Source organism: Paracoccus maritimus, assembly GCF_025195095.1.
GTDB classification, from domain to species: domain Bacteria; phylum Pseudomonadota; class Alphaproteobacteria; order Rhodobacterales; family Rhodobacteraceae; genus Paracoccus; species Paracoccus maritimus.
Window position 1 is genome coordinate 100700 of sequence record NZ_JANAVZ010000003.1, and the last position, 25759, is coordinate 126458.

At 64.5% G+C, this 25759-nt stretch carries 30 protein-coding genes; 9 read left to right on the forward strand and 21 right to left on the reverse strand.

Annotation, left to right across the window (positions count from 1 at the left end; translation table 11 throughout):
- Positions 1-61: 61 nt before the first annotated feature.
- Positions 62-445: a DUF2147 domain-containing protein gene (locus MU516_RS06210; RefSeq protein ID WP_260276357.1), complete on the reverse strand. Its 384-nt coding sequence runs from the start codon at positions 443-445 to the stop codon at positions 62-64.
- A 138-nt stretch (positions 446-583) separates the two neighbouring features.
- Between MU516_RS06210 and hisA the strand changes: the two genes are divergently transcribed.
- Positions 584-1321: a 1-(5-phosphoribosyl)-5-[(5-phosphoribosylamino)methylideneamino]imidazole-4-carboxamide isomerase gene (gene hisA, locus MU516_RS06215; protein WP_260276358.1), complete on the forward strand. Its 738-nt coding sequence runs from the start codon at positions 584-586 to the stop codon at positions 1319-1321.
- Here the strand turns inward: hisA and MU516_RS06220 are convergent.
- Entirely contained in the window at positions 1318-1569 is a 252-nt protein-coding gene (locus MU516_RS06220; RefSeq protein WP_260276359.1) for a hypothetical protein, read from the reverse strand. The genes hisA and MU516_RS06220 overlap by 4 nt on opposite strands.
- Before the next feature lie 207 nt (positions 1570-1776).
- On the opposite strand from MU516_RS06220, the gene hisF reads away from it, so the two are divergent.
- From hisF to aat, 5 genes are all read left to right on the forward strand, one after another.
- Positions 1777-2538, forward strand: a complete 762-nt coding sequence (gene hisF, locus MU516_RS06225) for an imidazole glycerol phosphate synthase subunit HisF (protein WP_260276360.1) — start codon at positions 1777-1779, stop codon at positions 2536-2538.
- Positions 2535-2846, forward strand: a complete 312-nt coding sequence (locus tag MU516_RS06230) for a phosphoribosyl-ATP diphosphatase (protein ID WP_260276361.1) — start codon at positions 2535-2537, stop codon at positions 2844-2846. Before hisF ends, MU516_RS06230 begins: the two co-directional genes overlap by 4 nt.
- Positions 2847-2963: 117 nt before the next feature.
- Positions 2964-3479: an acetyl-CoA carboxylase biotin carboxyl carrier protein gene (accB, locus tag MU516_RS06235; protein WP_260276362.1), complete on the forward strand. Its 516-nt coding sequence runs from the start codon at positions 2964-2966 to the stop codon at positions 3477-3479.
- Between the two features lie 7 nt (positions 3480-3486).
- On the forward strand, positions 3487-4833 hold the full coding sequence (gene accC, locus MU516_RS06240) for an acetyl-CoA carboxylase biotin carboxylase subunit (protein ID WP_260276363.1): 1347 nt from the start codon (positions 3487-3489) through the stop codon (positions 4831-4833).
- A gap of 10 nt (positions 4834-4843) precedes the next feature.
- Positions 4844-5473, forward strand: coding sequence for a leucyl/phenylalanyl-tRNA--protein transferase (aat, locus tag MU516_RS06245; protein WP_260276364.1), 630 nt, complete (start codon positions 4844-4846; stop codon positions 5471-5473).
- Here the strand turns inward: aat and MU516_RS06250 are convergent.
- From MU516_RS06250 to MU516_RS06270, 5 genes are all read right to left on the reverse strand, one after another.
- On the reverse strand, positions 5440-5790 hold the full coding sequence (locus MU516_RS06250; RefSeq protein ID WP_260276365.1) for a DUF2155 domain-containing protein: 351 nt from the start codon (positions 5788-5790) through the stop codon (positions 5440-5442). The genes aat and MU516_RS06250 overlap by 34 nt on opposite strands.
- Positions 5790-6272, reverse strand: coding sequence for an outer membrane lipid asymmetry maintenance protein MlaD (gene mlaD / locus MU516_RS06255; RefSeq protein WP_260276366.1), 483 nt, complete (start codon positions 6270-6272; stop codon positions 5790-5792). Before mlaD ends, MU516_RS06250 begins: the two co-directional genes overlap by 1 nt.
- On the reverse strand, positions 6273-6647 hold the full coding sequence (locus MU516_RS06260) for an NADH:ubiquinone oxidoreductase subunit NDUFA12 (protein ID WP_260276367.1): 375 nt from the start codon (positions 6645-6647) through the stop codon (positions 6273-6275).
- Positions 6648-6806: 159 nt separating this feature from the next.
- Positions 6807-8072 carry an ATP-dependent Clp protease ATP-binding subunit ClpX gene (clpX, locus tag MU516_RS06265; RefSeq protein WP_209056961.1) on the reverse strand — a complete coding sequence of 422 codons (1266 nt, stop codon included), beginning with the start codon at positions 8070-8072 and terminating at the stop codon, positions 6807-6809.
- 160 nt (positions 8073-8232) lie between these two features.
- Complete coding sequence (locus tag MU516_RS06270) at positions 8233-8865, reverse strand: ATP-dependent Clp protease proteolytic subunit (protein ID WP_209056962.1); 633 nt, start codon at positions 8863-8865, stop codon at positions 8233-8235.
- 167 nt (positions 8866-9032) lie between these two features.
- On the opposite strand from MU516_RS06270, the gene pth reads away from it, so the two are divergent.
- From pth to MU516_RS06285, 3 genes are read left to right on the forward strand one after another with little or no spacing between them, the layout of a single operon-like run.
- The gene (gene pth, locus MU516_RS06275) at positions 9033-9776 is read left to right on the forward strand and encodes an aminoacyl-tRNA hydrolase (protein WP_260276368.1); all 744 of its coding nucleotides are present in this window, start codon (positions 9033-9035) and stop codon (positions 9774-9776) included.
- Complete coding sequence (locus tag MU516_RS06280; RefSeq protein ID WP_260276369.1) at positions 9773-10891, forward strand: DUF2332 domain-containing protein; 1119 nt, start codon at positions 9773-9775, stop codon at positions 10889-10891. The genes pth and MU516_RS06280 overlap by 4 nt, the downstream gene beginning before the upstream one ends.
- A gap of 27 nt (positions 10892-10918) precedes the next feature.
- Positions 10919-11296, forward strand: coding sequence for a DUF2237 family protein (locus MU516_RS06285; RefSeq protein ID WP_260276370.1), 378 nt, complete (start codon positions 10919-10921; stop codon positions 11294-11296).
- A 39-nt stretch (positions 11297-11335) separates the two neighbouring features.
- Here MU516_RS06285 and trpB read toward each other — a convergent pair whose 3' ends face one another.
- The 14 genes from trpB to MU516_RS06355 all read right to left on the reverse strand — a co-directional run bounded on the left by trpB (position 11336) and on the right by MU516_RS06355 (position 25751).
- Entirely contained in the window at positions 11336-12562 is a 1227-nt protein-coding gene (trpB, locus tag MU516_RS06290; protein WP_260276371.1) for a tryptophan synthase subunit beta, read from the reverse strand.
- A 47-nt stretch (positions 12563-12609) separates the two neighbouring features.
- Positions 12610-13065, reverse strand: a complete 456-nt coding sequence (locus tag MU516_RS06295; protein WP_425606813.1) for a GNAT family N-acetyltransferase — start codon at positions 13063-13065, stop codon at positions 12610-12612.
- Positions 13062-13712, reverse strand: coding sequence for a phosphoribosylanthranilate isomerase (locus MU516_RS06300; protein WP_260276373.1), 651 nt, complete (start codon positions 13710-13712; stop codon positions 13062-13064). Before MU516_RS06300 ends, MU516_RS06295 begins: the two co-directional genes overlap by 4 nt.
- Before the next feature lie 8 nt (positions 13713-13720).
- Positions 13721-14140 carry a LapA family protein gene (locus MU516_RS06305; RefSeq protein WP_260276374.1) on the reverse strand — a complete coding sequence of 140 codons (420 nt, stop codon included), beginning with the start codon at positions 14138-14140 and terminating at the stop codon, positions 13721-13723.
- A 68-nt stretch (positions 14141-14208) separates the two neighbouring features.
- On the reverse strand, positions 14209-14583 hold the full coding sequence (gene ihfB, locus MU516_RS06310; RefSeq protein WP_311319099.1) for an integration host factor subunit beta: 375 nt from the start codon (positions 14581-14583) through the stop codon (positions 14209-14211).
- Between the two features lie 138 nt (positions 14584-14721).
- On the reverse strand, positions 14722-16401 hold the full coding sequence (gene rpsA, locus MU516_RS06315; RefSeq protein ID WP_260276376.1) for a 30S ribosomal protein S1: 1680 nt from the start codon (positions 16399-16401) through the stop codon (positions 14722-14724).
- A 247-nt stretch (positions 16402-16648) separates the two neighbouring features.
- The gene (locus tag MU516_RS06320; protein ID WP_260276377.1) at positions 16649-17926 is read right to left on the reverse strand and encodes a CAP domain-containing protein; all 1278 of its coding nucleotides are present in this window, start codon (positions 17924-17926) and stop codon (positions 16649-16651) included.
- Between the two features lie 73 nt (positions 17927-17999).
- Positions 18000-18812: a metallophosphoesterase family protein gene (locus MU516_RS06325; protein ID WP_260276378.1), complete on the reverse strand. Its 813-nt coding sequence runs from the start codon at positions 18810-18812 to the stop codon at positions 18000-18002.
- Entirely contained in the window at positions 18809-19759 is a 951-nt protein-coding gene (locus MU516_RS06330) for a diacylglycerol/lipid kinase family protein (protein ID WP_260276379.1), read from the reverse strand. Before MU516_RS06330 ends, MU516_RS06325 begins: the two co-directional genes overlap by 4 nt.
- Before the next feature lie 55 nt (positions 19760-19814).
- Entirely contained in the window at positions 19815-20015 is a 201-nt protein-coding gene (locus MU516_RS06335; RefSeq protein WP_260276380.1) for a formate dehydrogenase subunit delta, read from the reverse strand.
- On the reverse strand, positions 20005-20829 hold the full coding sequence (fdhD, locus tag MU516_RS06340) for a formate dehydrogenase accessory sulfurtransferase FdhD (protein WP_260276381.1): 825 nt from the start codon (positions 20827-20829) through the stop codon (positions 20005-20007). Before fdhD ends, MU516_RS06335 begins: the two co-directional genes overlap by 11 nt.
- Before the next feature lies 1 nt (position 20830).
- Positions 20831-23764, reverse strand: a complete 2934-nt coding sequence (fdhF, locus tag MU516_RS06345; protein ID WP_260276382.1) for a formate dehydrogenase subunit alpha — start codon at positions 23762-23764, stop codon at positions 20831-20833.
- Positions 23761-25278, reverse strand: a complete 1518-nt coding sequence (locus MU516_RS06350; RefSeq protein ID WP_260276383.1) for a formate dehydrogenase beta subunit — start codon at positions 25276-25278, stop codon at positions 23761-23763. Before MU516_RS06350 ends, fdhF begins: the two co-directional genes overlap by 4 nt.
- A complete protein-coding gene (locus MU516_RS06355; RefSeq protein ID WP_260276384.1) occupies positions 25275-25751 on the reverse strand; it encodes a formate dehydrogenase subunit gamma in 477 nt (158 codons plus the stop codon). The genes MU516_RS06350 and MU516_RS06355 overlap by 4 nt, the downstream gene beginning before the upstream one ends.
- Positions 25752-25759: the final 8 nt, after the last annotated feature.

Sequence of the window (25759 nt, forward strand, 5' to 3'; positions counted from 1 at the left end):
GATCCACGTTCAAGCCATGCCGTCACGCGCCCTTCACACGCGACGCATTTTGGCGGCCGATCTACTGGATTCGAACCCAGTTCTGGCTCTTGCACAGAAGCCCGCCCGCGACGCAGCCCGACAGGCTCATCCGGTCGCCGGCGACGCTGGCCTTGCCCTGATAGACCTTGTTGTTGGCGGGTCGCCAGACCTTGCCTTCATAGTTTCCGCCCCCCTGCGCGGCCATGTCGATCACGATCTGACGGCCGATGTTGGGGGATTTGTATTCGCTCTTGTCCTTGAAGGTCCGGCTGATCGTGCCGCAGAACGCAGATCCGCAGGGCGCGATTGTGACATAGGCGAACGCCCCCTCATCTGGCTGGGTCTGCCAGACGCCTTCGATAGGGTCGGCGCCCGCAGCGGTGGCGGCAAGCAGAAAGGCGGTGGCGGCGGCAAGCAACTTCATATCAGTCCTCCTCGGGATACCTCGTCCGAATCCTGACCGCAGCGCCGCGTTCCGGCAAGCCTGACGTGAGGTCGCGCCCTTCCCCTTGGCTGTGGGACATGCCAAAGAAGGCGCGTTCAGACGACCGAAAGCAAAAACATGATCCTCTATCCCGCCATCGACCTGAAAGACGGCAACTGCGTGCGCCTGCTTCGCGGTGACATGGAAGCGGCGACCGTCTTCGGCAGCGATCCGGCCGCCCAGGCCCGCGCGTTCCAGGATGCAGGCGCGGAATGGCTGCATCTGGTTGATCTGAACGGCGCGTTCGAGGGAAAGCCGGTCAATGCCTCTGCGGTCGAGGCGATTCTGGATGCCATCGACATCCCCGCGCAGCTTGGCGGCGGGATCCGCGACATCGCAACCATCGAGGCCTGGCTGTCGCGCGGACTGCGCCGGGTCATTCTGGGCACCGTGGCGGTCGAAGACCCCGATCTGGTTCGCGAGGCGGCGGATGCGTTTCCCGGTCGGATCGCGGTCGGGATCGACGCCCGCAACGGCAAGGTGGCGACGCGTGGATGGGCGACCGAGACGACGATCACCGCAACCGATCTGGCCCGCCGGTTCGAGGACGCGGGCGTCGCCGCGATCATCTACACCGATATCGACCGTGACGGTGCCATGCAGGGGCCGAACATCCCGGCGACCGAGGCGCTGGCGCGCGCGGTCAGCATTCCGGTGATCGCCTCGGGCGGGGTGTCGTCGATGGATGATCTTCGGGCGCTGGCGCGGACCCGGGTCATCGCGGGGGCGATTTCGGGCCGGGCACTGTATGATGGCGCGCTGGATCTTTCGCAGGCGCTGACCGCGCTGCGACACGACGGCGCCGGATCGGCCTAGCCCGGCACACCCAGCCCGACCGGCGCGTTCAGCCAGCCGCGGACATTCGGCCCGCGCGACCGACGCGGCGCGGACTTGGGAGCGGACTTTATCGCGGCGAAGCTGTCAAGGCCGCTGGCCAGCGCATCCGCGCCTGCGCTGATGGCATCAGCCCGGATCGCGCGTGCAGGCGCTGAGGTCAATGCCCCCACACCGTCGGCAAGATATTCGATCCCCGCGGCGGTGGCGTTCGTCGATGCGTCGCGCATGTTCATCATCCTTTACATCAAGACCCGGCTGGTCTGTCTCTTATGTGCCCTATATGGCCGGGCTGGATGGGCGGACCAGCCCCGGATCGTGCAAGGTCGCTATGCCCGGCACGCATCGCTGTGCCGCCCGGCGCCTCATCACGGCTCTGGTCGACGGGGAATTTTCGAACTACAACCGGCGCGACCGCAGCAAGGGCAACCAGACGCATGCTGAAAACCCGGATCATCCCGTGCCTGGACGTGGCGGACGGCCGCGTCGTGAAGGGCGTGAATTTCGTCGATCTGATCGACGCCGGCGACCCCGTCGAGGCGGCCAGAGCCTATGACGCCGCCGGCGCGGACGAGATCTGCTTTCTCGACATTCACGCCACCCATGAAAACCGTGGCACGATGTTCGATCTGGTCACCCGCACCGCCGAACAGTGTTTCGTGCCGCTGACGGTCGGCGGCGGCGTACGCACCCACCACGATGTCCGCGCCCTGCTGCTGGCAGGCGCCGACAAGGTCAGCTTCAATTCGGCCGCCGTCGCCGATCCGGATGTCGTGGCCGCCGCCGCCGACCGCTTCGGCAGCCAGTGCATCGTCTGCGCGATCGACGCCAAGACCGTCGCCGACGGCCGGTGGGAGATTTTCACCCATGGCGGTCGCAAGCCGACCGGCATCGACGCCGTCGAATTCGCCCGAACGGTGGCGGCGAAGGGGGCGGGCGAAATCCTGCTGACCAGCATGGACCGCGACGGCACACGCGCGGGGTTCAACCTGCCGCTGACGCGCGCGATCGCGGATGCCGTGAACGTGCCAGTCATCGCATCGGGTGGGGTGGGCACGCTGGATCACCTAGTCGAGGGCGTGTCCGAAGGCCATGCCAGCGCAGTGCTAGCCGCCTCGATCTTCCATTTCGGCACCTTCACCATCGCCGAGGCCAAGGCCCACATGGCCGCCGCCGGCATCCCGATGAGGCTGACATGACCGCCCTGCAACGCCTCTCGGACACGATTGCGGCCCGCAGGACCGCCGATCCGGACAGCAGCTGGACCGCGAAGCTGCTGGCAACCGGCCCCGAAAAATGCGCCGAGAAATTCGGCGAGGAATCGATCGAGGCAATCATCGAAGCCGTCAGGGGCGATCGTCAGCGCCTGACCTCGGAAGCCGCCGACGTGCTGTATCACCTGCTGGTCATGCTGGCCGCCCGCGACCTGACGCTTGCGGATGTCGAGGCAGAGCTGCTGCGGCGCGAAGGCGTATCGGGGATCGCCGAGAAGGCTGCAAGAAAGTAGCCGGGGCGAATCCTCTCTGACGCGAATCCCTTCCCCTTGACCACTTTCCGGGGCTATAAGCGACCGAACCGCCGCGAATGCGACAAATGGCGGCACCAGAACACGGCAGAGGACGGCATGAGCAACGATTCCGACAACGGCACGCATCACGAAGGCGACGTGGCCTTCATCCAGTCGCTGGCCGAATTGCTGAACGCCAGCGAGTTGAGCGAGATCTCGGTCAAGCGCGAGTACGGCGAACACGACCGGCTGACCGTCAGCCTGTCGAAGCACGGCAAGCAGGTCACCTATGCAAGCGCACCCGCTGCGGCGCCCGCACCCGCCGCAGCACCGCACCCCGCTTCCACAGCCTTATCCAACACGGCACCCGCCGGCGGCAGCGAAGATCCGGCCAGCCTGCCCGGCGCGGTCACATCACCGATGGTCGGCACGGCCTATCTGTCGCCCGAACCCGGCGCGGCAGCCTTTGTCCAGATCGGTCAGAGCGTGGCCGAGGGCGAGACGTTGATGATCGTCGAGGCGATGAAGACTATGAACCACATCCCCTCTCCGCGCGCGGGCACCGTCAAGCGGATTCTGGTCGATGACGGCAGCCCGGTCGAGTTCGGTGCCCCCCTGATGGTCGTCGAGTGAGGGCCTGATGTTCGACAAGATCCTGATCGCCAACCGGGGCGAGATCGCCCTGCGCGTGATCCGCGCCTGCCGCGAAATGGGCATCGCCTCGGTCGCAGTCCATTCCACGGCAGACGCTGACGCGATGCATGTGCGCATGGCCGACGAATCCGTGTGCATCGGCCCCGCCCCATCTTCGGCCAGCTATCTTTCGATGCCCGCGATCATCTCGGCCTGCGAGATCACCGGCGCGCAGGCCATCCATCCCGGCTATGGCTTCCTGTCCGAGAACGCCGCCTTTGTGCAGATGGTCGAGGATCATGACCTGACCTTCATCGGTCCGCGTGCCGAACATATCCGCATCATGGGCGACAAGATCACCGCCAAGGACACCATGAAGGCGCTAGGCGTGCCCTGCGTTCCGGGCAGCGATGGCGGCGTTGATGACATGGACACCGCCAAGACGGTCGCGGCGCAGATCGGCTATCCGGTGATCATCAAGGCCACCGCCGGCGGCGGCGGGCGTGGCATGAAGGTCGCGCAGGACGAAAAGGGCCTCGAGTCCGCGTTCCGCACCGCGCGCGCCGAGGCCAAGGCCGCATTCGGCAACCCCGATGTCTATATCGAGAAATATCTTCAAAGGCCGCGCCATATCGAAATCCAGGTGTTCGGCGACGGCAAGGGCCGCGCGGTGCATCTGGGCGAACGGGACTGTTCGCTGCAGCGCCGCCACCAGAAGGTTCTGGAAGAGGCCCCCGGCCCCGCGATCACCGACGAACAACGCGCCCGGATCGGCAAGGTCTGCGCCGACGCGGTCGCCAAGATCGGCTATGCCGGCGCCGGCACGATCGAATTCCTGTTCGAGGACGGCGAGTTCTATTTCATCGAGATGAACACCCGCCTGCAGGTCGAACATCCCGTCACCGAGGCGATTTTCGGTGTCGATCTTGTCCGCCAGCAGATCCGTGTCGCGGCGGGCGAGGAAATGGAGTTCGAACAGGAAAACCTGTCGATCCGCGGGCACGCGATCGAAGTCCGCATCAATGCCGAGAAACTGCCCGCCTTCAGCCCCTGTCCGGGCAAGATCACGCAGTATCACGCACCGGGCGGGCTGGGCGTTCGCGTGGATTCCGCCCTCTATCAGGGCTATTCCATCCCGCCCTATTACGACAGCCTGATCGGCAAGCTGATCGTTCATGGCCGGGACCGGACCGAGGCTCTTGCCCGCCTTGACCGTGCCCTGGGCGAAATGATCGTGGACGGCGTCGATACGACGATGCCGCTGTTCCGCGCCCTGCTGCAGGAACCCGACATCCAGTCCGGCGCCTATTCGATCCACTGGCTTGAACGCTGGCTGGAAAAGCAATTCGGCTGACGCGGGCCGGATGCTGACCGCCTCGCAACTGCTGTCGGGCTATGCGCGCGGGGTCTTTCCGATGGCCGAAAGCGCGGATGATCCTCGTCTCTACTGGTTCGATCCGCCGATGCGGGGCGTGTTGCCGGTGGGCGGCGTTCATGCTTCGCGATCGCTGCGACGCGACTTGCGTCGCGGTGGCTGGTCCGCGCATCCGGACGGCGATTTCGACGCGATCGTGGCCGCCTGCGCGGCACGCGACGTGACCTGGATCAATGCGCCGCTTGTCCGGCTGTATCGCGACATACACCGGGGCGGCCACGCCCATGCACTTGAAATCCGCCATGACGATCAATTCGCAGGCGGCATCTTCGGCATCACACTGGGCGGCGCGTTTTTCGGGGAATCGATGGTTTCGGCACGGACCAACGGATCGAAGATGGCTCTGCTGTGGATGTCATCACATCTGTCGCGTTGCGGTTTCAGCCTGTTCGACACCCAGTTCCTGACGCCGCATCTGGCACGCATGGGCGGGATCGAAATACCCCGCGCCGTCTATCATCGAAGGCTGTCAGAGGCGCTGAGACAGCGTGCGGAATTCAATGCCGTAGCGATCCAGAGCGACCGTCAGCTTTTGCAGGAAATCACCCAGACGTCATAGCGCGCATCGTCCAGCGCGGACAACGCGGGCGAGCTGGCGATCATCCAGCCGCTGAACAGGGTCACGTTCTGGGACAGGTCGGCGATGGTCAGCTGCGCAAAGGCGTCCGAGCTTGGATCGCCTGCCGGATAGCGGCATTCGCCCAACCTGACCTCAAGCCGGCCGTGACGCACCGCATCGCCGACCTGCAGTTCAAGATCGGCGGTCCGGCCAGAAACCTTGTCCAGAACGCGCAGCAATGCGCCGCCGGCGCGCGCCACGTCCTGTGCGCCCGCGGGTGTCCCGATCAGCAACGCGATCATCAGCGCCCGGATCATCACGGCGCGGGCCCTTCGTCCTGGGATTGGCTGTCGACGAACTTCATCATCAACTGGATCAGGCTGACCGCCCCCTGCACATCCTCGATCTCGTCACCGGGTGCGAGATTGTCCAGACTGCCGCCCGGCTGGATCTGGATATAGGCACCGCCAAGCAGCCCGTCGGACTGAATGATCGCGGCGCTGTCGGCGGGCAGCACGATCTCATTAGGGATACGCAGCGTGGCGTCGGCCATGTAAGTCTGCGGATTCAGCGACACGGACGCAACGCGGCCGATCTTGACCCCGGCCAGCCGCACTTCGGTTCCGGCCGCGACGCCATCGACATCGGGAAACGAGGCGGTCACATCATAGCCGGCCTTTCCCGGCAACAGATCGCCGCCAAGCGCCCAGGCGATGAACCCTGCCGCAACGACAAGAACGGCGAACCCGGCAAGCAGTTCTGCCCGCTGTTCGGCGCGATGCTCGGCCGCAGTCGTCATCTATTCGGGTTGCCACGCATCATAGTCTTTGCGCGCAACCGGATCGGCACGGTAAAGCGACCCTTCGGGATGATAGGCTGCGGGCGTGCCGGTCATGTTCGGCACATGCGGCTGTTCCCACGGCTTGCGGGCCAGAGGCGCGCTGGTCGGCGGCTCATCCCAGGTGTGGTGAAGCCAGCCGTGCCAGTCGGGGCTGACCCGGCTTGCCTCGGATTCGCCCTTGAAGATCACCCAGCGGCGCGAACCGTCCTTGTTCTGGTAGAAGATGTTGCCCTGATCATCCTCGCCGACCTTGGTGCCGTTCCGCCAGGTCCAGACCTGCGTGTTGATGGTCTGGCTGTTCCACCAGGTCAGGGCGCGAAGCAGAAACGACATGGCTGTGAACCTCTTCCTTCAAGCACTGCCCGAGATATGGCGCAACTTCCATGGAAGGTCCAGCCTTGGCGGCATCGCAAACCAACCATCCTTGGGAATGCGACAACCGTTTCAGGTCACGCATCGCGCGTCGCCCACATGCGCCGCGCGGCCGGTCCGTCATCCGGCTGACGCGCTTTCCTTTTTCTGATCCGCGTGAATCAGCAGCGGCTTGACCGAGGCGTTGTCGACAGCATCCTCGTTCACCACGACTTCCTCGACGCTGTCCATGCCCGGCAGATCGAACATCGTGTCCAGAAGGATGTCCTCCATGATCGAGCGCAGACCGCGCGCACCGGTCTTGCGCGAGATGGCCCGCTTGGCAATCGCGTTCAGTGCGTCGTCGGTGAAGGTCAGCTGCACGCCTTCCAGATCGAACAGACGCTGATACTGCTTGACCAGGGCGTTCTTCGGCTTGGTCAGGATGATGATCAGCGCTTCTTCGTCCAGATCGGTCAGCGTCGCGATCACCGGCAGACGGCCCACGAATTCCGGGATCAGGCCGAATTTCAGCAGATCCTCGGGCTCCAGCTCCTTGAATACCTCGCCGACGCCGCGTTCGTCATTGTCCTTGACGGTCGCACCAAAGCCGATCGCCGTGCCCTTGTTGCGTTGCGAGATGATCCGGTCCAGCCCCGCGAAGGCACCGCCACAGATGAACAGGATGTTGGTCGTGTCCACCTGCAGAAATTCCTGCTGCGGGTGCTTGCGGCCGCCCTGCGGCGGAACGCTGGCGACGGTTCCTTCCATGATCTTCAGCAGGGCCTGCTGCACCCCCTCGCCCGACACGTCGCGGGTGATCGACGGGTTGTCGGACTTGCGGGTGATCTTGTCGACCTCGTCGATATACACGATGCCGCGCTGCGCGCGTTCGACGTTGTATTCGCTGGCCTGCAACAGCTTCAGGATGATGTTCTCGACATCCTCGCCGACATACCCGGCCTCGGTCAGCGTCGTGGCGTCGGCCATCGTGAAGGGCACATCCAGGATGCGCGCCAGGGTCTGTGCCAGCAGCGTCTTGCCGCAGCCGGTCGGGCCGATCAGCAGGATGTTCGACTTGGCCAGCTCGATATCGGCCTTCGATGCGTGGTTCAGACGCTTGTAGTGGTTATGCACGGCGACCGACAGAACGCGCTTGGCGTGTTCCTGCCCGATCACATAGTCGTCAAGAACCTGACAGATCTCGCGCGGTGTCGGCACGCCTTCACCGGATTTCAGACCGGTGGACTTGGTTTCCTCGCGGATGATGTCCATGCACAGCTCGACGCATTCATCGCAGATGAACACGGTCGGGCCCGCAATCAGCTTGCGTACCTCGTGCTGGCTCTTGCCGCAGAAACTGCAGTAAAGCGTGTTCTTGCTGTCGCCGCCGGACTGGTTCGCCATCGTCCACTTCCTTGATTGCCGCCGGTCTGCCGACCCGCGGGCGATGCCGGTTTCCCTTCCGCGCATCGCTTCGGTGATCTTCCGGGCGTCCATCAGGACCGCCACGGTGAATTCGCGCCATGTTAGGGGTGACGTCGCCGCGTCACAATCCCCATAAAGGCTATTTCTTCTCGGGTTCGGCCTTGCCGCGCGGCTCCAGAACCTCGTCGATCAGACCCCATTCCTTCGCCTCGTCGGGCGACATGAAACGATCCCGCTCCAACGCCTCTTCGACCTCTTCCAGCGATTTGCCGGTATGTTTCACATAGATTTCGTTCAGGCGGCGCTTCAGCTTCTCGGTCTCGCGGGCGTGGATCAGAATATCGGTCGCTTGGCCCTGATACCCCCCCGAGGGCTGATGGACCATGACACGGCTGTTGGGCAGCGAATGGCGCAGACCCGGTTCCCCCGCGGCCAGCAGCAGCGATCCCATCGAGGCCGCCTGCCCGACCACCAGCGTCGAGACGCGCGGACGGATATACTGCATCGTGTCATAGATCGACAGGCCCGAGGTCACCACACCGCCGGGGCTGTTGATGTACATGCTGATGTCCTTCGAGGGGTTTTCCGCCTCGAGGAAAAGAAGCTGAGCACAGATCAGCGTGGACATGCCGTCATGGACCGGCCCCGAAACGAAGATGATCCGTTCCTTCAGCAGTCGCGAGAAGATGTCATAGGCACGCTCGCCCCGCGAGGTCTGTTCCACCACCATGGGCACGAGGGTGTTCATGTAGAATTCTGCCGGATCGCTCATGTTCTGTCCTTGCCTGTTGTCCCTTGGTGCCGCGATTCGACCGGGCTTGATCCCATCTCTTAGCCGCGAAAGGTTGACAGAGTCTTAGTAACCGGCAAGGTCCGCCGCAAGGGATGGAACGAAATTCGACGAAAGCCATATATCTGGCATGACGGCAGGAGACGGGCATGAAACTGATCGTGGGCCTGGGCAATCCGGGCGCGAAATACGCCGCGAACCGGCACAATATCGGCTTCATGGCGCTGGATCGCGTGGCCGAGGACCACGGGCTGGGACCATGGAAGTCCCGCTTCCAGGGGCTTGCCGCCGAGGGTCGTCTGGGCGAGACGCGCGTCACCTTGCTGAAGCCGCAGACGTTCATGAACCTGTCCGGACAAGCTGTGGGCGAGGCGATGCGCTATCTGAAGCTGACGCCCGGCGACGTGATCGTTCTGCATGACGAACTGGACCTGATGCCCGGCAAGTGCCGCGTGAAGCAAGGCGGCGGACATGCCGGGCATAATGGGCTGCGGTCGATCCATCAGCATCTCGGCGCCGATTACATGCGGGTTCGACTGGGGATCGGGCATCCCGGACACAAGGACCGGGTCGCGGGCTATGTGCTGTCGGATTTTGCCAAGGCCGATCAGGACTGGCTGGACAATCTGCTGCGCGGTATCTCCGACGGCGCGGCCGCATTGGCGGCAGGCGATGCCGGCCGCTTTCAGAACGCGGTCGCCCAACGCACCGCGCGGCCCCGCAGCGGCACCGGAGACGCCGCCGGCAACGGCGACAGAACTGGCAGCGGCCCGGACGCGCCACGCAAGGCTCCGCCCCCCAAGCCCGCCGCCGCACCTGCCGCCGCACCTGCCGCCGAGCCGCCAGCCAGCTTCGCCGACCGGCTGCGCGCCCTGACCGAGCGATTCAAGTGAGTGATCAGCCGGTTCGCGACGCGTTTCGCGATCAGGCGCGATCCTGCGCCGCGCTTGGATCCCCGTTCACCGCCGCGCTGTGTGCGTCGCTGGCACGGATCCTGGATGCCGATCACGGCCGGGTCGCGGCCCGCGTGCTGGGCTGGCCCGGCGACCCGACAAGCCGGGCGGATTCGGTGCCACTGCGGCTGTGCGGTGCGCTGCATGCGCTGGTTCTGACTGGTGCAGACCCGGCGCTGGCCGCGACATATCGCGCGCGCGTCGTTGATGAGACTGCAATTCTTGCCGCGCTGCTGACGCATGAAGACACGGTTCTGGATTTGCTGGACAGCCCACCACAGACGAATGAGGTCGCGCGGTCGGCAGCGATCATCACGGCCGCGCGGTTTCTGGGCACCTGTTGCAAATTGCCGATCCGGGCGCTGGAATTGGGGGCCTCGGCCGGGTTGAACCTCAATTTCGGGCGTTATCATCTGTCACCGGTTCCCGCCGACCTGTCCTCAGGGGTGCCGGCATTACCTGACGGCGACCCGGTCGCCGTATCCGGACACGAAGATCCCCCCGATGAGGTGTACCTGCGCCCTGACTGGCACGGCGACGCGCCAACCGGCGATGTCGCCGTGATCGATGCCGAGGGCGTCGATCTTCGGCCGATCGACCCGATCACCGACGGGCTGCGGCTGATGGCCTATTGCTGGGCCGATCAGGATGTGCGCCTGGCACGGCTGCGGGCGGCATTGGCGCTTGCGCGCACCCACCCTCCGCGTGTCGCGGCAGGCGACGCGGCAGGCTGGTTGCAGGATCGTCTGTCCCGCCCCGCGCCGGGACGGCTGACGCTGGTCTATCATACGGTCGCCGCACAGTATTTCCCGCAATCGACGCAGGTCGCCTGCGAAGCCGCGCTGCAAGCGGCCGCAGCCGCGGCCGATGCCACCGCGCCCGTCGCGCATTTCGCTATGGAGGCCGATGGCGGCGAGGGCGCGGCTTTGACGCTGCGGCTTTGGGATGGGCACGCGCGCGGCTGGCATCTGGGCCGCGCCGATTTCCATGGAAGATGGGTCCGCTGGAACCCCATTGCGACCCAGGGGCTTGGCGAGGGGCGCGCGGACCGCTAGCCTTGTGATCAACACGAGGAGGCACCGATGGAGCCATCGCTGAACGTCATGGGCGGGGTGCTGCAACCCTGTTCGAAGGACCCTGTGACAGGGTTCTATCGCAACGGTTGCTGCGATACCGGTCCCGAAGACGCCGGAAGCCACACGGTCTGCGTCATTGTCACCGCAGAGTTTCTGGCGATGTCTGCGTATCTGGGCAACGACCTCAGCACGCCGCGGCCGGAATTCCGCTTTCCCGGCCTGAAACCCGGAGACCGCTGGTGCCTGTGCGCCGCGCGCTTCATGCAGGCCGCGCAGGAACTGGCGGCACCGAAAGTCGTGCTAGAGGCGACCCATGCGGCGGCGCTTGACATCCTGCCGCTTGAACTGCTGCGCGCCCACGCGGTGGCCGACCCGCAGGGGTAACAAGGCGGCCCGCGATCCGCAGGCCACCAGAGGCGCATCTCAGGTCTGGATATCGACGCCCAGATGCTTGGCGACGGTGAAGATATCCTTGTCGCCACGACCGCACATATTCATCACGATGATGTGGTCGGCAGGCAGGTCGGGCGCGATCTTCATCACATGGGCCAGCGCGTGGCTGGGCTCTAGCGCCGGAATGATGCCTTCGGTCTCGCAGCACAGCTGGAACGCCTTCAGCGCCTCGTCATCGGTGATGCTGACATATTCCGCCCGGCCCATATCCTTCAGCCATGCATGCTCGGGTCCGATGCCCGGATAGTCCAGACCGGCGCTGATCGAATGCCCTTCCAGGATCTGGCCGTCCTTGTCCTGCAGCAGATAGGTCCGGTTGCCGTGCAGGACCCCGGCGCGTCCACCCGACAGGCTGGCGCAGTGTTCCATACGGTCATCGACGCCCTTGCCACCGGCCTCGACACCGATGATGCGCACCTCCTTGTCGTCAAGGAACGGGTAGAACAGTCCCATCGCGTTCGATCCGCCACCAATCGCCGCGACGATCGTATCGGGCAGCCGGCCCTCGCGCGGCATGATCTGTTCCTTGACCTCCTTGCCGATGATCGACTGGAAATCGCGGACCATCGCCGGATAGGGATGCGGCCCCGCGACCGTGCCGATGCAGTAGAACGTGTCGCGCACATTGGTGACCCAGTCGCGCAGCGCATCGTTCATCGCATCCTTCAGCGTACCGCGACCGCTGGTCACGGGCACCACATCGGCCCCCAGCAGGCGCATGCGGAACACGTTCGGTGCCTGACGTTCAACGTCATGCGCGCCCATATAGACGACGCATTTCAGCCCGAAGCGCGCACAGACCGTGGCCGTCGCGACGCCATGCTGCCCCGCGCCGGTTTCCGCGATGATCCGCGTCTTGCCCATGCGGCGGGCCAGCAGGATCTGGCCCAAGACGTTGTTGATCTTGTGGGCGCCGGTATGGTTCAGCTCGTCCCGCTTCATGTAGATCCTGGCGCCACCCAGACGTTCGGACAGGCGCTCGGCGTGATAGAGCGGGCTGGGACGACCGACATAATGGGTCCACAGATCGTCCATCTCGGCCCAGAAATCCGCATCGGTCTTGGCGCGTTCGTATTCGGCTTCAAGTTCCAGGATCAGCGGCATCAGCGTTTCGCTCACAAAGCGGCCGCCATAGATGCCGAAACGGCCCTGTTCGTCGGGGCCATGCTTGAAGCTGTTCACCAGATCATCGGCCATGGGTCTGCCTTCGCGGTTGGAATGGGTATTTCAGGCAAAGAAGAAGCCTAGAGAGGTTTCTTATAGCCGATATGGCTTGGGGTGAAGCCCATGCGGTCATAGAAGCGATGCGCGTCTTCCCGCGATCGGTTGGTGGTGAATTGGATCAGGCCGCAACCCGCCGCGCGGGCGCGGGCTTCGGCGTCGCGGATCAGCGCCTCGCCCAGGCCATGTCCACGTTGGTCCGATGCGACGCGGACGCCTTCGATCTGGGCGCGGCGCGCGGCCGACAGCGACAATCCCGAGATGAAGGTGATCTGGTAGCAGGCGACGATCCGGCCCTGCGCCTCTGCGACGATCAGATGGTTCTGCCCTTCGGCCTGCATGGCATCGAACGCAGAAAGATAATGCGCGGACACCGCACCTTCGCGGGTGCGGCCCAGCACATCATCCGCCAGCAGGTCGCAGACCGCTGGCACGTCGGCGCGCGTCGCGCCCCGGAAAACAGGCAATTCTGCCGTCATTGGTCGGAAGGGGGCGCAGATGCGGCGGCGATGAAGTCGCGGATCAGCCCGTCATCCTTGATGCCGGGCGCCGTCTCGACACCGGAACTGACATCGACGACCGGCGCCCCGGTCAGCCGGATCGCCTCGGCGACATTGTCGGGGGTCAGTCCGCCGGCCAGCATCCATGGCCTCAGCCAGCGGCGACCGACAAGAAGCCGCCAGTCGAAGGAAAGCCCGTTGCCCCCCGGCAGCACCGCATCGGCGGGCGGTTTGGCATCGACCAGCAGCATGTCCGCCGCAAGACCGTATTCGGTCAGCGCAGGAAGGTCGTCAGGTCCGGAAACGCCCACCGCCTTCATCACCGGCAGGCCGGTCAGACGCTTCACCGCGTCGACGCGATCGGGTGTCTCTTGTCCGTGCAGCTGGATCAGGTCCAGCGGCACACGAGCCAGCGTGGTGTCCAAGAGCGCGTCATCAGGGTTCACGAACAGTCCCACCCTGGCGACCCCGGGCGGCAGATCCGCGCCAAGTGTCCTTGCCGTATCGGGCGTCACGGCGCGGGGCGAGCGGGGGAAGAACACGAAGCCGATATAGCGCGCACCGCCCTTCACCGCCGTCGCCACATGCGCGGGGTCGCGAAGTCCGCAGATCTTGACCTGCGCCATCCCCGCCCTCAGCGCGGGCTGGGCAGGGTCGTGCCGGGTGCGGGTTCGGCCGAGGCGACCGGACGCGCAGCGGGCGCGGATTTGGGTCTGTCGACGATCGCCAGGATCTCGTCGCGCGGCGCGGCATGATTGCGGCGCAGGTGACCAACCTCGGATTCGAGTCGCGCGATCTCGGCGCTGCGCTGGCGGGCCTGGCGCCGGATATGCGCCTCGCGCAGATACTCCCAGACCAGACCGGCCAGCATGCCGACCGCAAAGGCCAGGAAGATCACCATGAACAGCGGCATGTCGACGGACCAGCGCCCGCCCAGATACTGCCCGAAATTGGCCGGAAAGGCAGAAAGCGTCACGATGTCGCGATTAGCCAATGCCACCGCGACAAGCACGACAGCCAGAAGGGCGAGAAACAGAAGACGGATGAAGCGCATCGGAATTCCTTGAACTGGCGGGCCCACTCCGGCCGAAACCTTAGGGCGACTGCTTCCTTCTACGCCGGTCAGGCGTCGCCGTTCAACCGATCACGCAGCAATTTGCCGGTCTTGAAGAAGGGAACGTGCTTTTCCTCGACATCGACAGCGTCGCCGGTGCGCGGGTTGCGCCCGGTGCGGGCATCGCGGCGCTTGACCGAAAACGCCCCAAAACCCCGCAACTCGACCCGGTTGCCGCGGGCCATCGCATCGATAATCTCGTCGAATACGGTGTTCACGATGCGTTCGACGTCGCGTCGGAACAGATGCGGATTGTCGTCGGCGATTTTCTGGATCAGTTCGGAACGGATCATTCTGGTCCTCCCCTGGACACGGCGATTGGATTCGTGACGCCCGAGCCCGACTGAGGTTGCGGGCCTCTGAACCAGCAACGCATCAAACAATTCTTCAGTTTCATAGCGATGCCAGCTTTATGCGGATCGCGCAAGACACTTGCAGGGCGCATCCCTCGCCTTTCACACGAAAAAAGGCCCGCCCCCGATGCTGTGGGGGCGGGCCGAATCGCTGCGACGGGGTCGCGATCAGTTGTTGCGGTTCAGCGCCGCACCAAGGATATCACCCAGCGACGCACCCGAATCCGAGCTGCCATACTGGTCGATCGCCTCTTTCTCTTCTGCGATCTCGCGCGCCTTGATCGACAGGCCCAGACGGCGGGTCTTGGTGTCGATATTGGTCACGCGCGCATCGACCTTGTCACCGACCTGGAAACGCTCGGGGCGCTGATCCTGACGGTCGCGGGCAAGGTCCGAACGACGGATGAACGACTTGACGCCGTTGTATTCCACCTCGATCCCGCCATCCTCGATCGCCGAAACCTCGACGGTCACGATCGAGCCACGCTTCACGCCGTCAACGGCTTCGGCCATGTGCTCGTTTTCCAGCGCCTTGATCGACAGCGAGATACGCTCTTTCTCGACATCCACGTCCTGAACGACGGCCTTGACCATGTCGCCCTTGCGGAAATCCTGGATCGCATCCTCGCCGCGCGTGTCCCACGAAATGTCGGACAGGTGAACCATGCCGTCGATATCGCCTTCCAGGCCGACGAACAGACCGAATTCGGTGATGTTCTTGACTTCGCCCTCGATGACGGTGCCCGACGGGTGGGTTTCGGCAAAGACCTCCCACGGGTTGCGCATGGTCTGTTTCAGACCCAGCGACACGCGGCGCTTGGCTTCGTCGATTTCCAGAACCATCACATCGACTTCCTGCGAGGTCGACACGATCTTGCCAGGATGGACGTTCTTCTTGGTCCAGCTCATTTCCGAGACGTGGACCAGACCCTCGACACCGGCTTCCAGTTCGACGAACGCGCCGTAATCGGTGATGTTGGTCACGCGGCCGTTATGGACGCTGCCAAGCGGGAATTTCTGCGTGACGGTATCCCACGGATCGTCCTGCAGCTGTTTCATGCCAAGGCTGATGCGGTGACTGTCCTTGTTGATCTTGATGACCTGGACCTTGACGGTCTCGCCGATCGACAGGATCTCGGACGGGTGGTTCACGCGGCGCCACGCCATGTCGGTGACGTGAAGCAGGCCGTCAACACCGCCCAGATCCACGAAGGCACCGTATTCGGTGATGTTCTTGACGACACCATCGACGGTCTGGCCTTCGGTCAGGTTGGCGATGACCTCGGCGCGCTGTTCGGCGCGGCTCTCTTCCAGAATCGCGCGGCGCGACACGACGATATTGCCACGGCGACGATCCATTTTCAGGATCTGGAACGGCTGCTTCAGACCCATCAGCGGGCCGGCGTCGCGCACGGGGCGCACATCGACCTGCGAACCGGGCAGGAAGGCCACGGCACCGCCCAGATCGACGGTGAAGCCGCCCTTGACGCGACCGAAGATGGCGCCTTCGACGCGCTCTTCATCGGCATATGCTTTTTCAAGACGATCCCAGGCTTCCTCGCGGCGGGCCTTTTCGCGGCTGATCGATGCTTCGCCACGGGCATTCTCGACGCGGTCCAGATAAACCTCGACCTCGTCGCCGACGGCCAGCTTGGAGTCTTCGCCGGGATTCGCGAATTCCTTCAGATCGACGCGGCCTTCCATCTTGTAGCCGACATCGATGATGGCCTGACCCGCCTCGATGGCGATGACGCGGCCCTTGACGACGCTGCCCTCGTTGGGCGTGTCGATGTCGAGGCTTTCATTCAGGAGGGCCTCGAATTCCTCCATGGTCGCTTTAGCGCACATATAAATCCAGTTTCCTTTACGTCTGTTTGACTGGCCTGACGGTTGGCTCCGCCGGTCTGTATGATGCCCCTCGCGGCAACGACAAAGGGTCGCGGCGCAGCGCCCGACCCATGTTCCTGTGGCCTGTTATGACCATGTCGCCCGATTGACTTCGTGGCGATATAAGCGCGTCAGACGCCATGTTCAACAAAAACCTGCGCCCGCGGCATCAGGTATCGAACCGGGTCAGCGGCGCATCGACGCCGGATCAGACCTGCACGAAATCCTCGGCGATCTCGAAGATGTCCAAACCGCGACCGGCGAACAGGATGCTGTCGCCCTGCCCCAGATCCAGCAGCACGCCCTCGGCGGTCTGGTTTGAATGGTCCGTCAGGAAAGACGCCACATCGCCGTTTGGCAGCAGATCGTCGAAACAGACCTGATCCACGCCCGGCTGATAGTCTCGGATCACGTCCCGCCCGAACCCTCGCGCGAAGACGAAATGATCCGCGCCCGCACCGCCCAACAGCACGTCCCGGCCGTTGCCGCCTTCCAGCGTGTCGGCACCGTTTGCACCGATCAGCGTGTCGTCATTCGCACCACCCAGCAGATAATCGTTGCCGTCGTTGCCGGCCAGTCGGTCGCTGCCGATCCCGCCGGCGAGGCTGTCATGGCCGGTCCCGCCCGAGATCCGGTCATTGCCCGCCTGTCCCGAGACCAGATCGTTGCCGGACCCCGCATCGACCCGGTCGTGGCCGAATTCGCCGCTGATGCTGTCATGGCCCCCGCCGCCGTAGATCGTGTCATGCCCGCCCTGCCCGAAGATCCGGTCGCTGCCCCAGCCGCCCTCGACCCGGTCGCCGCCATTACCGCCCACCAGCCAGTCGTCACCGCCACCGCCCGCAATCCGGTCCGGGCCGCCACCCGCCCTGATCTGGTCGTTTGCCCCGGTTCCCGTCAGCCGGTCCGCGCCGCCCCCGCCATTCAGACTGCGCCCGTCGAAATTCGCGCGCCATGAACCAAGACTTGTCCAGTCGGCATCGAACTGGGGGCGGCTGGCAGCGTCGAACCCATCGCTTTGCAACCGTGTCTCGCCGCCCGTGTCCGCGAAATTCTGTGTCGCCATCAGCACGCGATAATCTCGCCCGCCCGAGGTGAAGGTGCCGACCTGCAGGCCGATCCCGATCATCGTCGCGTCGGAATTGACGATATTGGCGTAGTGACCGGGGCTGTTCAGCAACATGTCATGTAGTTGCCGGATCTCGTCACCAAGGCCCGCCCGGTTGTCCAGGCTGACATAGGCCACGTTCTCGGCGGTCATCCAGCCGCCCGACAGATCGAAACCCGCATCGCGCATGCGATCGGTAGGCGATGAACCGCCCCGCCCGTCATGTCCGAACCTGTCGGTTGCAAGCATCCACTGGCTGTGACCGTCAGCCGCGCCGTTCAGCGAAAGTTCGACCTGCAACGGGACAAGGCCAAGATCGGCGCGGGTGCGGTTCACCAGACGCGCGAAGTAAAGCTCATCAGGGGTTGCAAAGGACATTTGCGGACGACTTTCGGTTGCGGCGACCATCCCAGATTACCCGCCATCCGTGTGCCCGACCATGCCAATACGGCTAAAATGCCACCAAGTCGTCCGGATCGGCGGGCCTCCACCCATCCGCGCAAAGCCGAAGGCGTGATCGCGCCGGTGGCCGGAAATCCTGCGTGTCCATGGGGGCGATGTGACGTTCGATGGTCAGGTTTTCACCGTCGATGTCCAGAACGGCGAACTCATTCTGCAGATCGCCAAGCCGGGCGCACAATGAGGTGCCGGCCTGGATCTGCAGCAGATGCGGATGACCCCGGTTCAAAAGCGCGGCGGCGGCCCAGACATGCAGATGACCGCTGAGAACGATGCTGACGCCGCGCTGCTCCAGGCACTGCAAGGTTTCGGGCGCGCGACGCGCAAGCTGCTTGTCCACGCCGGGCAGTTGTTGAAGCGGATGGTGCAGCGCGACGATGTTCGTGGCCAGCGGATCAAGTCCGCCAAGCAGGCGCGCCAACTGGTCGGGCCGCACCACGCCGCGCTGCCACGAAAACTGATCGACGCTGTTCAGTCCCAGAACGCGCGCCGAACCTGTGGCCGCGACCGGCGCCAGTTCGGGGCCGATGGCCTGCCGGTATCCGCCCCACGGCAACAGGAAGCGGATCGGCATATTGTACAATGGCACGTCGTGGTTTCCCGGCACTGCCAGCACGGGCGGTCGGATACGGTCCAGAAATTCGGCCGCCTGCTGGAACTGGCCGGGCCGCCCGCGATGCGTCAGATCGCCGGTCACCACCACCAGACCCGCATCGGCGCGATTGACGCGGTCAAGCAGCGGCGCGACCAGCTCGTCGCGGTGAAAGCCGAAATGCAGATCCGAAAGATGGACGATTCTGGTCACGTCCGGCCGTCTTTCGTCTTGTTTCGTCCGTCCGCAGGCAACAAGACCCGCAGCGCATCGTGCCAGACCTTCAGGTTCAGCGGCGCCGCCATCACCGTCTTTTCGCCGTCATGGGCAATCAGCTGCCGCTGCTTCGGTGTTTCGATGGTCAGTTCATCGGTGATGAGAAGGTCGAAATCGCTGTTCTTCGCGGACATGCCAAAAGCCAGCCGCAAGGCCGACCGCATCAGCGGCACAGGCTGCCTGGCCCGCGCCACCAGCACCGCGAACTTGCCCGCGCGGATCGCCTCCGCACCCTCAAGCCCGAAAGCGTCAAGCTGATAGGCGCTGCGCGCCACGAACACCAGCGCGGTGGTGAACTGCCGCGATCCGCCGTTCACGCGCGCGGTCAGCTTCATCGGCCGACGCAGCCGGCGCAGCGCCACCAGCACCGACCAGTAGGCCGCGATCCGGGATCGGCCCCAGCGGCGGTAAATGGTCTCGCGGGTCTTCAGGATGTGAGGATAGGCCCCAAGGCTGACATTGTTCAGAAATACCAAATTCTCGACCCGGCCCACATCTATCGTTGCGATCCGGGCGTCCAAAATCGTGTCCAGCGCGTCGTCAATTTCTTCGCCGACCCCAAGATCGCGGGCGAAATAATTGAAGGTGCCACCCGGCAAGACGCCCATCGTGACATCGGTCCCGGCAAGCGCCCCGGCAACGGCCGACTGGGTGCCGTCGCCCCCGGCCGCCACGACGATGTCGAAACCGTCCTCGGCCGCCTTGCGGGCCATCTGGATCAGATCACCGCCGCGCGCGGTCTTTCGGATCTCGAATGCCGCAAACCGCGGCTTCAGCCTGGCCACGATTTCAGCTTCGATATGTGCCCGGTCCCTGTGGCCCGAGCCGAGATTCATGATGACGCAAAGTCTGCCTTGCGACGGCGCTGGATCACTGTCCGGCATGGGGTTCCCGTGGGGTTAGGTTCGACCACTCAACACCCGCCGAGCCCAACTGGTTTCACAGACGTCGCGCAGCTTCTTCGACCGAGGGTTTCAGACCGCCGCCGCCCGCCTCGATATACTGAAGCAACTGCGTCCGCATGCGCGGTTCCCAGAAGTCGCGCAGGTGGTCAGCGACCTTGTCGGCCGCGTCGCCGGGCTGGCTGTCGAAGAAACTGGCGATCTGGTTGGCCATCATGACCATTTTTTCAGGCGACATCGGAAACCTCGGCCTTCAGCCTTTCGGGATGACAGAAAAGATCGAAACCCTCGCCGCGCGCGAAGGCGGCAACGGTGATGCCCGCGCCTTGGGCCAGACGCAGCGCATGGGCGGTCGGCGCCGATACGGCGATCAGGATCGCGCCACCGGCCATGGCGCATTTCTGCACCATCTCGACAGAGACTCGGCTGGTCAGGACGAACGCCCCCTGTCCCGCATCCAACCCCTGCCGCGCCATCGCGCCGATCAGCTTGTCCAGCGCGTTGTGACGGCCGACATCCTCGCGCGCCAGAACGACACCGTGGCCCGGCAGCAGGAAACCGGCGGCATGGACCGCGTGGCTTTGGTCGTGCAACGGCTGCCAGTCGCGCAGGCTTTCCGTCGCGCCGGTAATTTCGTCGACGCCAAGGACCGGGCCTCGACCGTGCAAATCCGGCAGGCTGCGCGCGGCCTCGGCCAAGCTGTCGATGCCGCACAGCCCGCACCCGACCGGCCCTGCCAGCGTACGCCGTCGGGCCGAAAGCGCCTCGGCGCGATCCTCGGTCAGCCACATTCGCGCCTCGATGCCCTGATCGTGGCTGACGATGTCACAGGAGGCAATCTGGCCCTGATCCGTCACGACACCCTCGGTCAGCGAAAACCCCACGGCGAAATCGTCGATATGGGCGGGCGTTGCCATCATCACCGCCAGCGTCGTTCCGTCATAGACCATCGCCACCGGCGTTTCCTCGGGCAGGGTCCGGCGGACAGCCTGCGTGCTGCCCGGACGAACATGGGTGGCCTTGGCCGCCGCCAGAGGATCCGGCATTGTCATGCTATTCCGCCGCAGGCAGGATGCGCCGCGACCTTTCGGCCTGCTCGTTATAACTTTCCTGCCAGTCTGACGGTCCATTCGACGGGCTGACCTGCACGGCGGTCACCTTGTATTCCGGACAGTTCGTCGCCCAGTCCGAAAAGTCGGTGGTGACCACGTTGGCCTGCGTCGCCGGGTGGTGGAAGGTCGTATAGACCACGCCCGGCGCGACCCGGTCGGTCAACGTCGCCTTCAACGTCGTCTCGCCCGAACGCGAGGCAAGCCGCACCCAGTCGCCTTCGTTGACGCCACGCACCTCGGCATCATGCGGGTGGATTTCCAGCACATCCTCGGGATGCCAGACGACATTCGCGGTGCGGCGGGTCTGCGCGCCGACGTTGTAATGCGACAGGATCCTCCCCGTGGTCAGCAGCAGCGGGAAGCGCGGTCCCGACTTTTCATCGGTCGCCAGATATTCGGTGACGATAAAATGGCCTTTGCCCGACACGAAATGATCGACATGCATGGTCGGCGTGCCTTCGGGCGCATCCTCGTTGCAGGGCCACTGCACGCTGCCCTTCTCGTCCAGAAGATCAAAGCTGACATTGGCAAAGCTGGGGGTTGTCGCCGCGATTTCGTCCATGATCTGGCTGGCATGGGTATAGTGCCAGTTCGCGCCCATCGCATTGGCCAGAAGCTGTGTCACCTCCCAGTCCTCATACCCGTTCAGCGGCGCCATGACCTTGCGAACGCGGTTGATGCGGCGTTCGGCATTGGTGAAGGTGCCCTCCTTTTCCAGGAAACTGCTGCCCGGCAGGAAGACATGGGCATAGTTCGCGGTTTCGTTCAGGAACAGGTCGTGCACGATCACGCATTCCATCGCCTTCAGCCCGGCAGCGACGTGATGGGTGTCGGGGTCGGATTGCAGGATGTCCTCGCCCTGGCAGTAAAGTCCCTTGAACGTCCCCTCGACGGCGGCATCCAGCATGTTGGGAATGCGCAGGCCGGGCTCGGGATCAATCTCCACGCCCCAGGCCTTTTCGAAGATCTCGCGCACATCGGGCAGTTTCACGTGGCGATAGCCCGGCAGTTCGTGCGGGAACGATCCCATGTCGCAACTGCCCTGCACGTTGTTCTGGCCCCGCAGCGGGTTCACGCCCACGCCCTCACGACCGACATTGCCGGTCAGCATGGCAAGATTGGCGATGCCCATGACGGTGGTCGATCCCTGGCTGTGTTCGGTCACACCCAGCCCGTAATAGATCGCGCCGTTGCCGCCGGTCGCATACAGCCGCGCCGCCCCGCGCAGATCCTCGGCCGGCACACCGGTCAGAGCCTGCATGTTTTCGGGGCTGTGGCGGTCCTGTCTGACGAAATCGACATAATACTGAAATTCGTCCCAGTCGCAGCGTTCGCGGATGAAGGCTTCGTTCACCAGACCCTCGGTCACGATCACATGCGCCATCGCAGTCACGACCGCGACATTGGTGCCCGGACGCAGCGGCAGGTGGTAGGCCGCCTCGACATGGGCGCTGCGCACGATGTCGGTGCGGCGCGGATCGAGGACGATCAGTTTGGCGCCCTGACGCAGGCGTTTCTTCAGCCGGCTGGCAAAGACCGGGTGGCCGTCGGTGGGGTTGGCCCCGATAATCACGACCACGTCGGATTTCTCGACACTGTCGAAATCCTGCGTTCCGGCCGATGTGCCGAAGGTCTTGCCCAACCCGTAGCCGGTCGGCGAATGGCAGACCCGCGCGCAGGTGTCGGTGTTGTTGTTGCCGAACACCGCCCGGGCCAGTTTCTGGACCAGATAGGTTTCCTCGTTGGTGCAGCGGCTTGAGGTGATGACCCCAGTGGACCGGCGGCCGTATTTCTGCTGCAGGCCTTTCATGCGGCCGGCGGCAAAGGCCAGCGCCTCGTCCCATTCGACCTCGCGCCAGGGTTCCTCGATCGTGTCGCGGATCATCGGCTTCAGGATCCGGTCCTTGTGCTGGGCATAGCCATAGGCGAAACGGCCCTTGACGCAGCTGTGCCCGCGATTGGCCTTGCCGTGCTTGTAGGGGACCATGCGGACCAGTTGATCGCCGTTCAGTTCCGCCTTGAAGGAACAGCCGACGCCGCAATAGGCGCAGGTGGTGATGACCGACCGTTCGGGCGTGCCCATCTCGATCACGGATTTTTCCTGCAGGGTCGCGGTCGGACAGGCCTGCACGCAGGCCCCGCAGCTGACGCATTCCGAGCTGAGGAAATCGTCCAGCGGCGTGCCGGCGCTGACCTTGCTGTCAAAGCCGCGCCCCTCGATCGTCAGCGCGAATGTGCCCTGCACTTCCTCGCAGGCGCGCACGCAGCGCGAACAGACGATGCATTTCGACGGATCGAAGGTGAAATACGGATTGCTTTCGTCCTTGGGCGTATAGCGCGGATTGGCCTGATCGACGGGCATCCGCAGCCGCGCCTCGGACTGGCTGCGCGCGCCGGTGCCCGACGGGTCGAAATGGTTGTCTCCGGGCGTATAGCGCACATCCCGCAGTCCCACCTGCCCCGCCGCGTCCTGCAATTCGCAGTCGCCATTGGCCGCGCAGGTCAGGCAGTCCAGCGGGTGATCGCTGATATACAGCTCCATCACGCCCCTGCGGATCCGCTTGACCTTGCTGGACTGGGTATGGACGATCATGCCCTCGGCGACCGGGGTGGTGCAGCTTGCGGGCGTGCCGCGCCGCCCCTCGATCTCGACCACGCAAAGACGGCAGGACCCGAACGCCTCCAGATTGTCGCTGGCGCACAGCTTGGGGACCATGATCCCGGCCAGTGCGGCCGCGCGCATCACCGACGTTCCCTCGGGAACCGTCACATCAAACCCGTCCACGCGCAGCGAAACGGGGGCGCCGGACCGCGCCGGGGTCCCCAGGTCGCGGTCGTCACCGGGCGGAAATTGCGGAATGATGAAGTCTTTCATTCTGCGGCCTCCTTCTGGGTCGCGAAATCGTCTGGAAAGTTCCGCAGTGCGGACATGACCGGATAGGGCGTGAAGCCGCCAAGCGCGCACAGCGATCCATCCTTCATCGTCTCGCACAGATCGGTCAGCAGGTCGGCGGCGGCAGCATCGCCCGCCGCGATGCGGTCGATGGTCTCGACACCGCGCACGGCGCCGATCCGGCAGGGCGTGCATTTGCCGCAGCTTTCGACAGCGCAGAATTCCATCGCGAACCGTGCCATCCGCAGCATGTCGGCACTGTCGTCAAAGACGACCAGCCCGGCATGGCCGATCAGCCCGCCTTCGGCGTCGAATTCCTCGTATCCCATCTTCGTGTCGAACTTCTCGACCGGCATGTAGGCGCCAAGCGGACCGCCGACCTGCACCGCCTTGACGGGCCGGCCGCTGGCGGTGCCGCCGGCGATATCGTTCACGACCTCGCCAAGCGTGATGCCGAAGCCCGCCTCGAACAGCCCGCCATGCCTGACATTCCCGGCGATCTGCAGGGTCGCCGTGCCGCGCGACTTGTTATGGCCAAGCCCGGCATAATGTTCCGCGCCGCGTTCGAAGATGACCGGCACGGTGGCCAGGCTGATGACGTTGTTCACCACAGTCGGCTTGCCCAGAAACCCTTCCAGCGCCGGCAGCGGTGGCTTGGCGCGCACGACGCCGCGCTTGCCTTCCAGGCTGTTCAGCAGGCTGGTTTCCTCGCCGCAGACATAAGCGCCTGCCCCGACGCGGATCTGCATGTCGAATTCATGATCCGAGCCAAGGACCGATTGCCCCAGCATCCCGCGATCCCGCGCGATCCTGACCGCCGCGTTCATCACCTTGATCGCGTCCGGGTATTCGCTGCGCAGATAGACATAGCCGCGCGTCGCGCCGACGCCGATCCCGGCGATCGCCATGCCCTCGATCAGGGTAAAGGGATCGCCTTCCATGATCATGCGGTCGGCGAATGTGCCGCTGTCGCCCTCATCGGCGTTGCAGACGATGTATTTCTGTGCGGCCTCGGCCTGCATCACCGTCTTCCACTTGATCCCGGTCGGAAAGCCTGCGCCACCGCGACCGCGCAGACCGCTGTCGGTGACCTGCTGCACGATATCCTCGCGGGTCATGGCGATGGCGCGGCGCAGCCCGGCCAGACCGCCATGGGCCTGATAATCGTCCAGATCCAGCGGATCGATGATGCCGCAGCGTGCAAAGGTCAGCCTGGTCTGACGGGCAAAGAACGGGATGTTCTCGACCGGGCCAAGACTGTCCATGGCCCCGTCCAGCAGCGCGGGAACATCATCGACGCCAACCGGGCCATAGGCCAGCCGTCCGTCGCCGCGGTCAATCTCGACCAGCGGCTCCAGCCAGATCATCCCGCGCGTGCCGTTGCGAATGATCTGCGCGTCAATTCCGCGTGATGCGGCCTCGCGGGTGATGGCCTCGGCGACTTCGTCCGCACCAAGGGCCTTGGCGGCGCTGTCCATGGGAACCCAGATCTTCATGCCCCGGCCTCGTCCAGCAGCTTGTCCATCCGCGCCCGGTCCAGCCGGGCGATCACGCGATCATCCAGCATCGCGGCGGGCGCACAGGCACACATGCCCAGACAATAGACCGGCTCGACCGTGACGGCGCCGTTCTGGGTGGTGTCGTGCCAGTCGATTCCCAGCCGGGCAAGCGTCGATTCCGCCAACGCCTCGCCACCCATCGACTGACATGCCTCGGCCCGGCAGATCTTCAGAATATGCTTTCCAGCCGGCGACTTGCGGAAATCGTGATAGAAGCTGATGACGCCATGCACCTCGGCGCGGCTGAGGTTCAAGACATCCGCCAGAACCGGCACCGCGATGTCGGGGATGACCCCATACTCATCCTGCAACGCGTGCAGCATTGGCAGAAGCGGCCCTTCCAGTGAGGTCATCGGCGCGACGATCGCCCGAATATCCTCGTCGGTCGGGGCTGGCGATGAAAACGTCATGGCTGGCC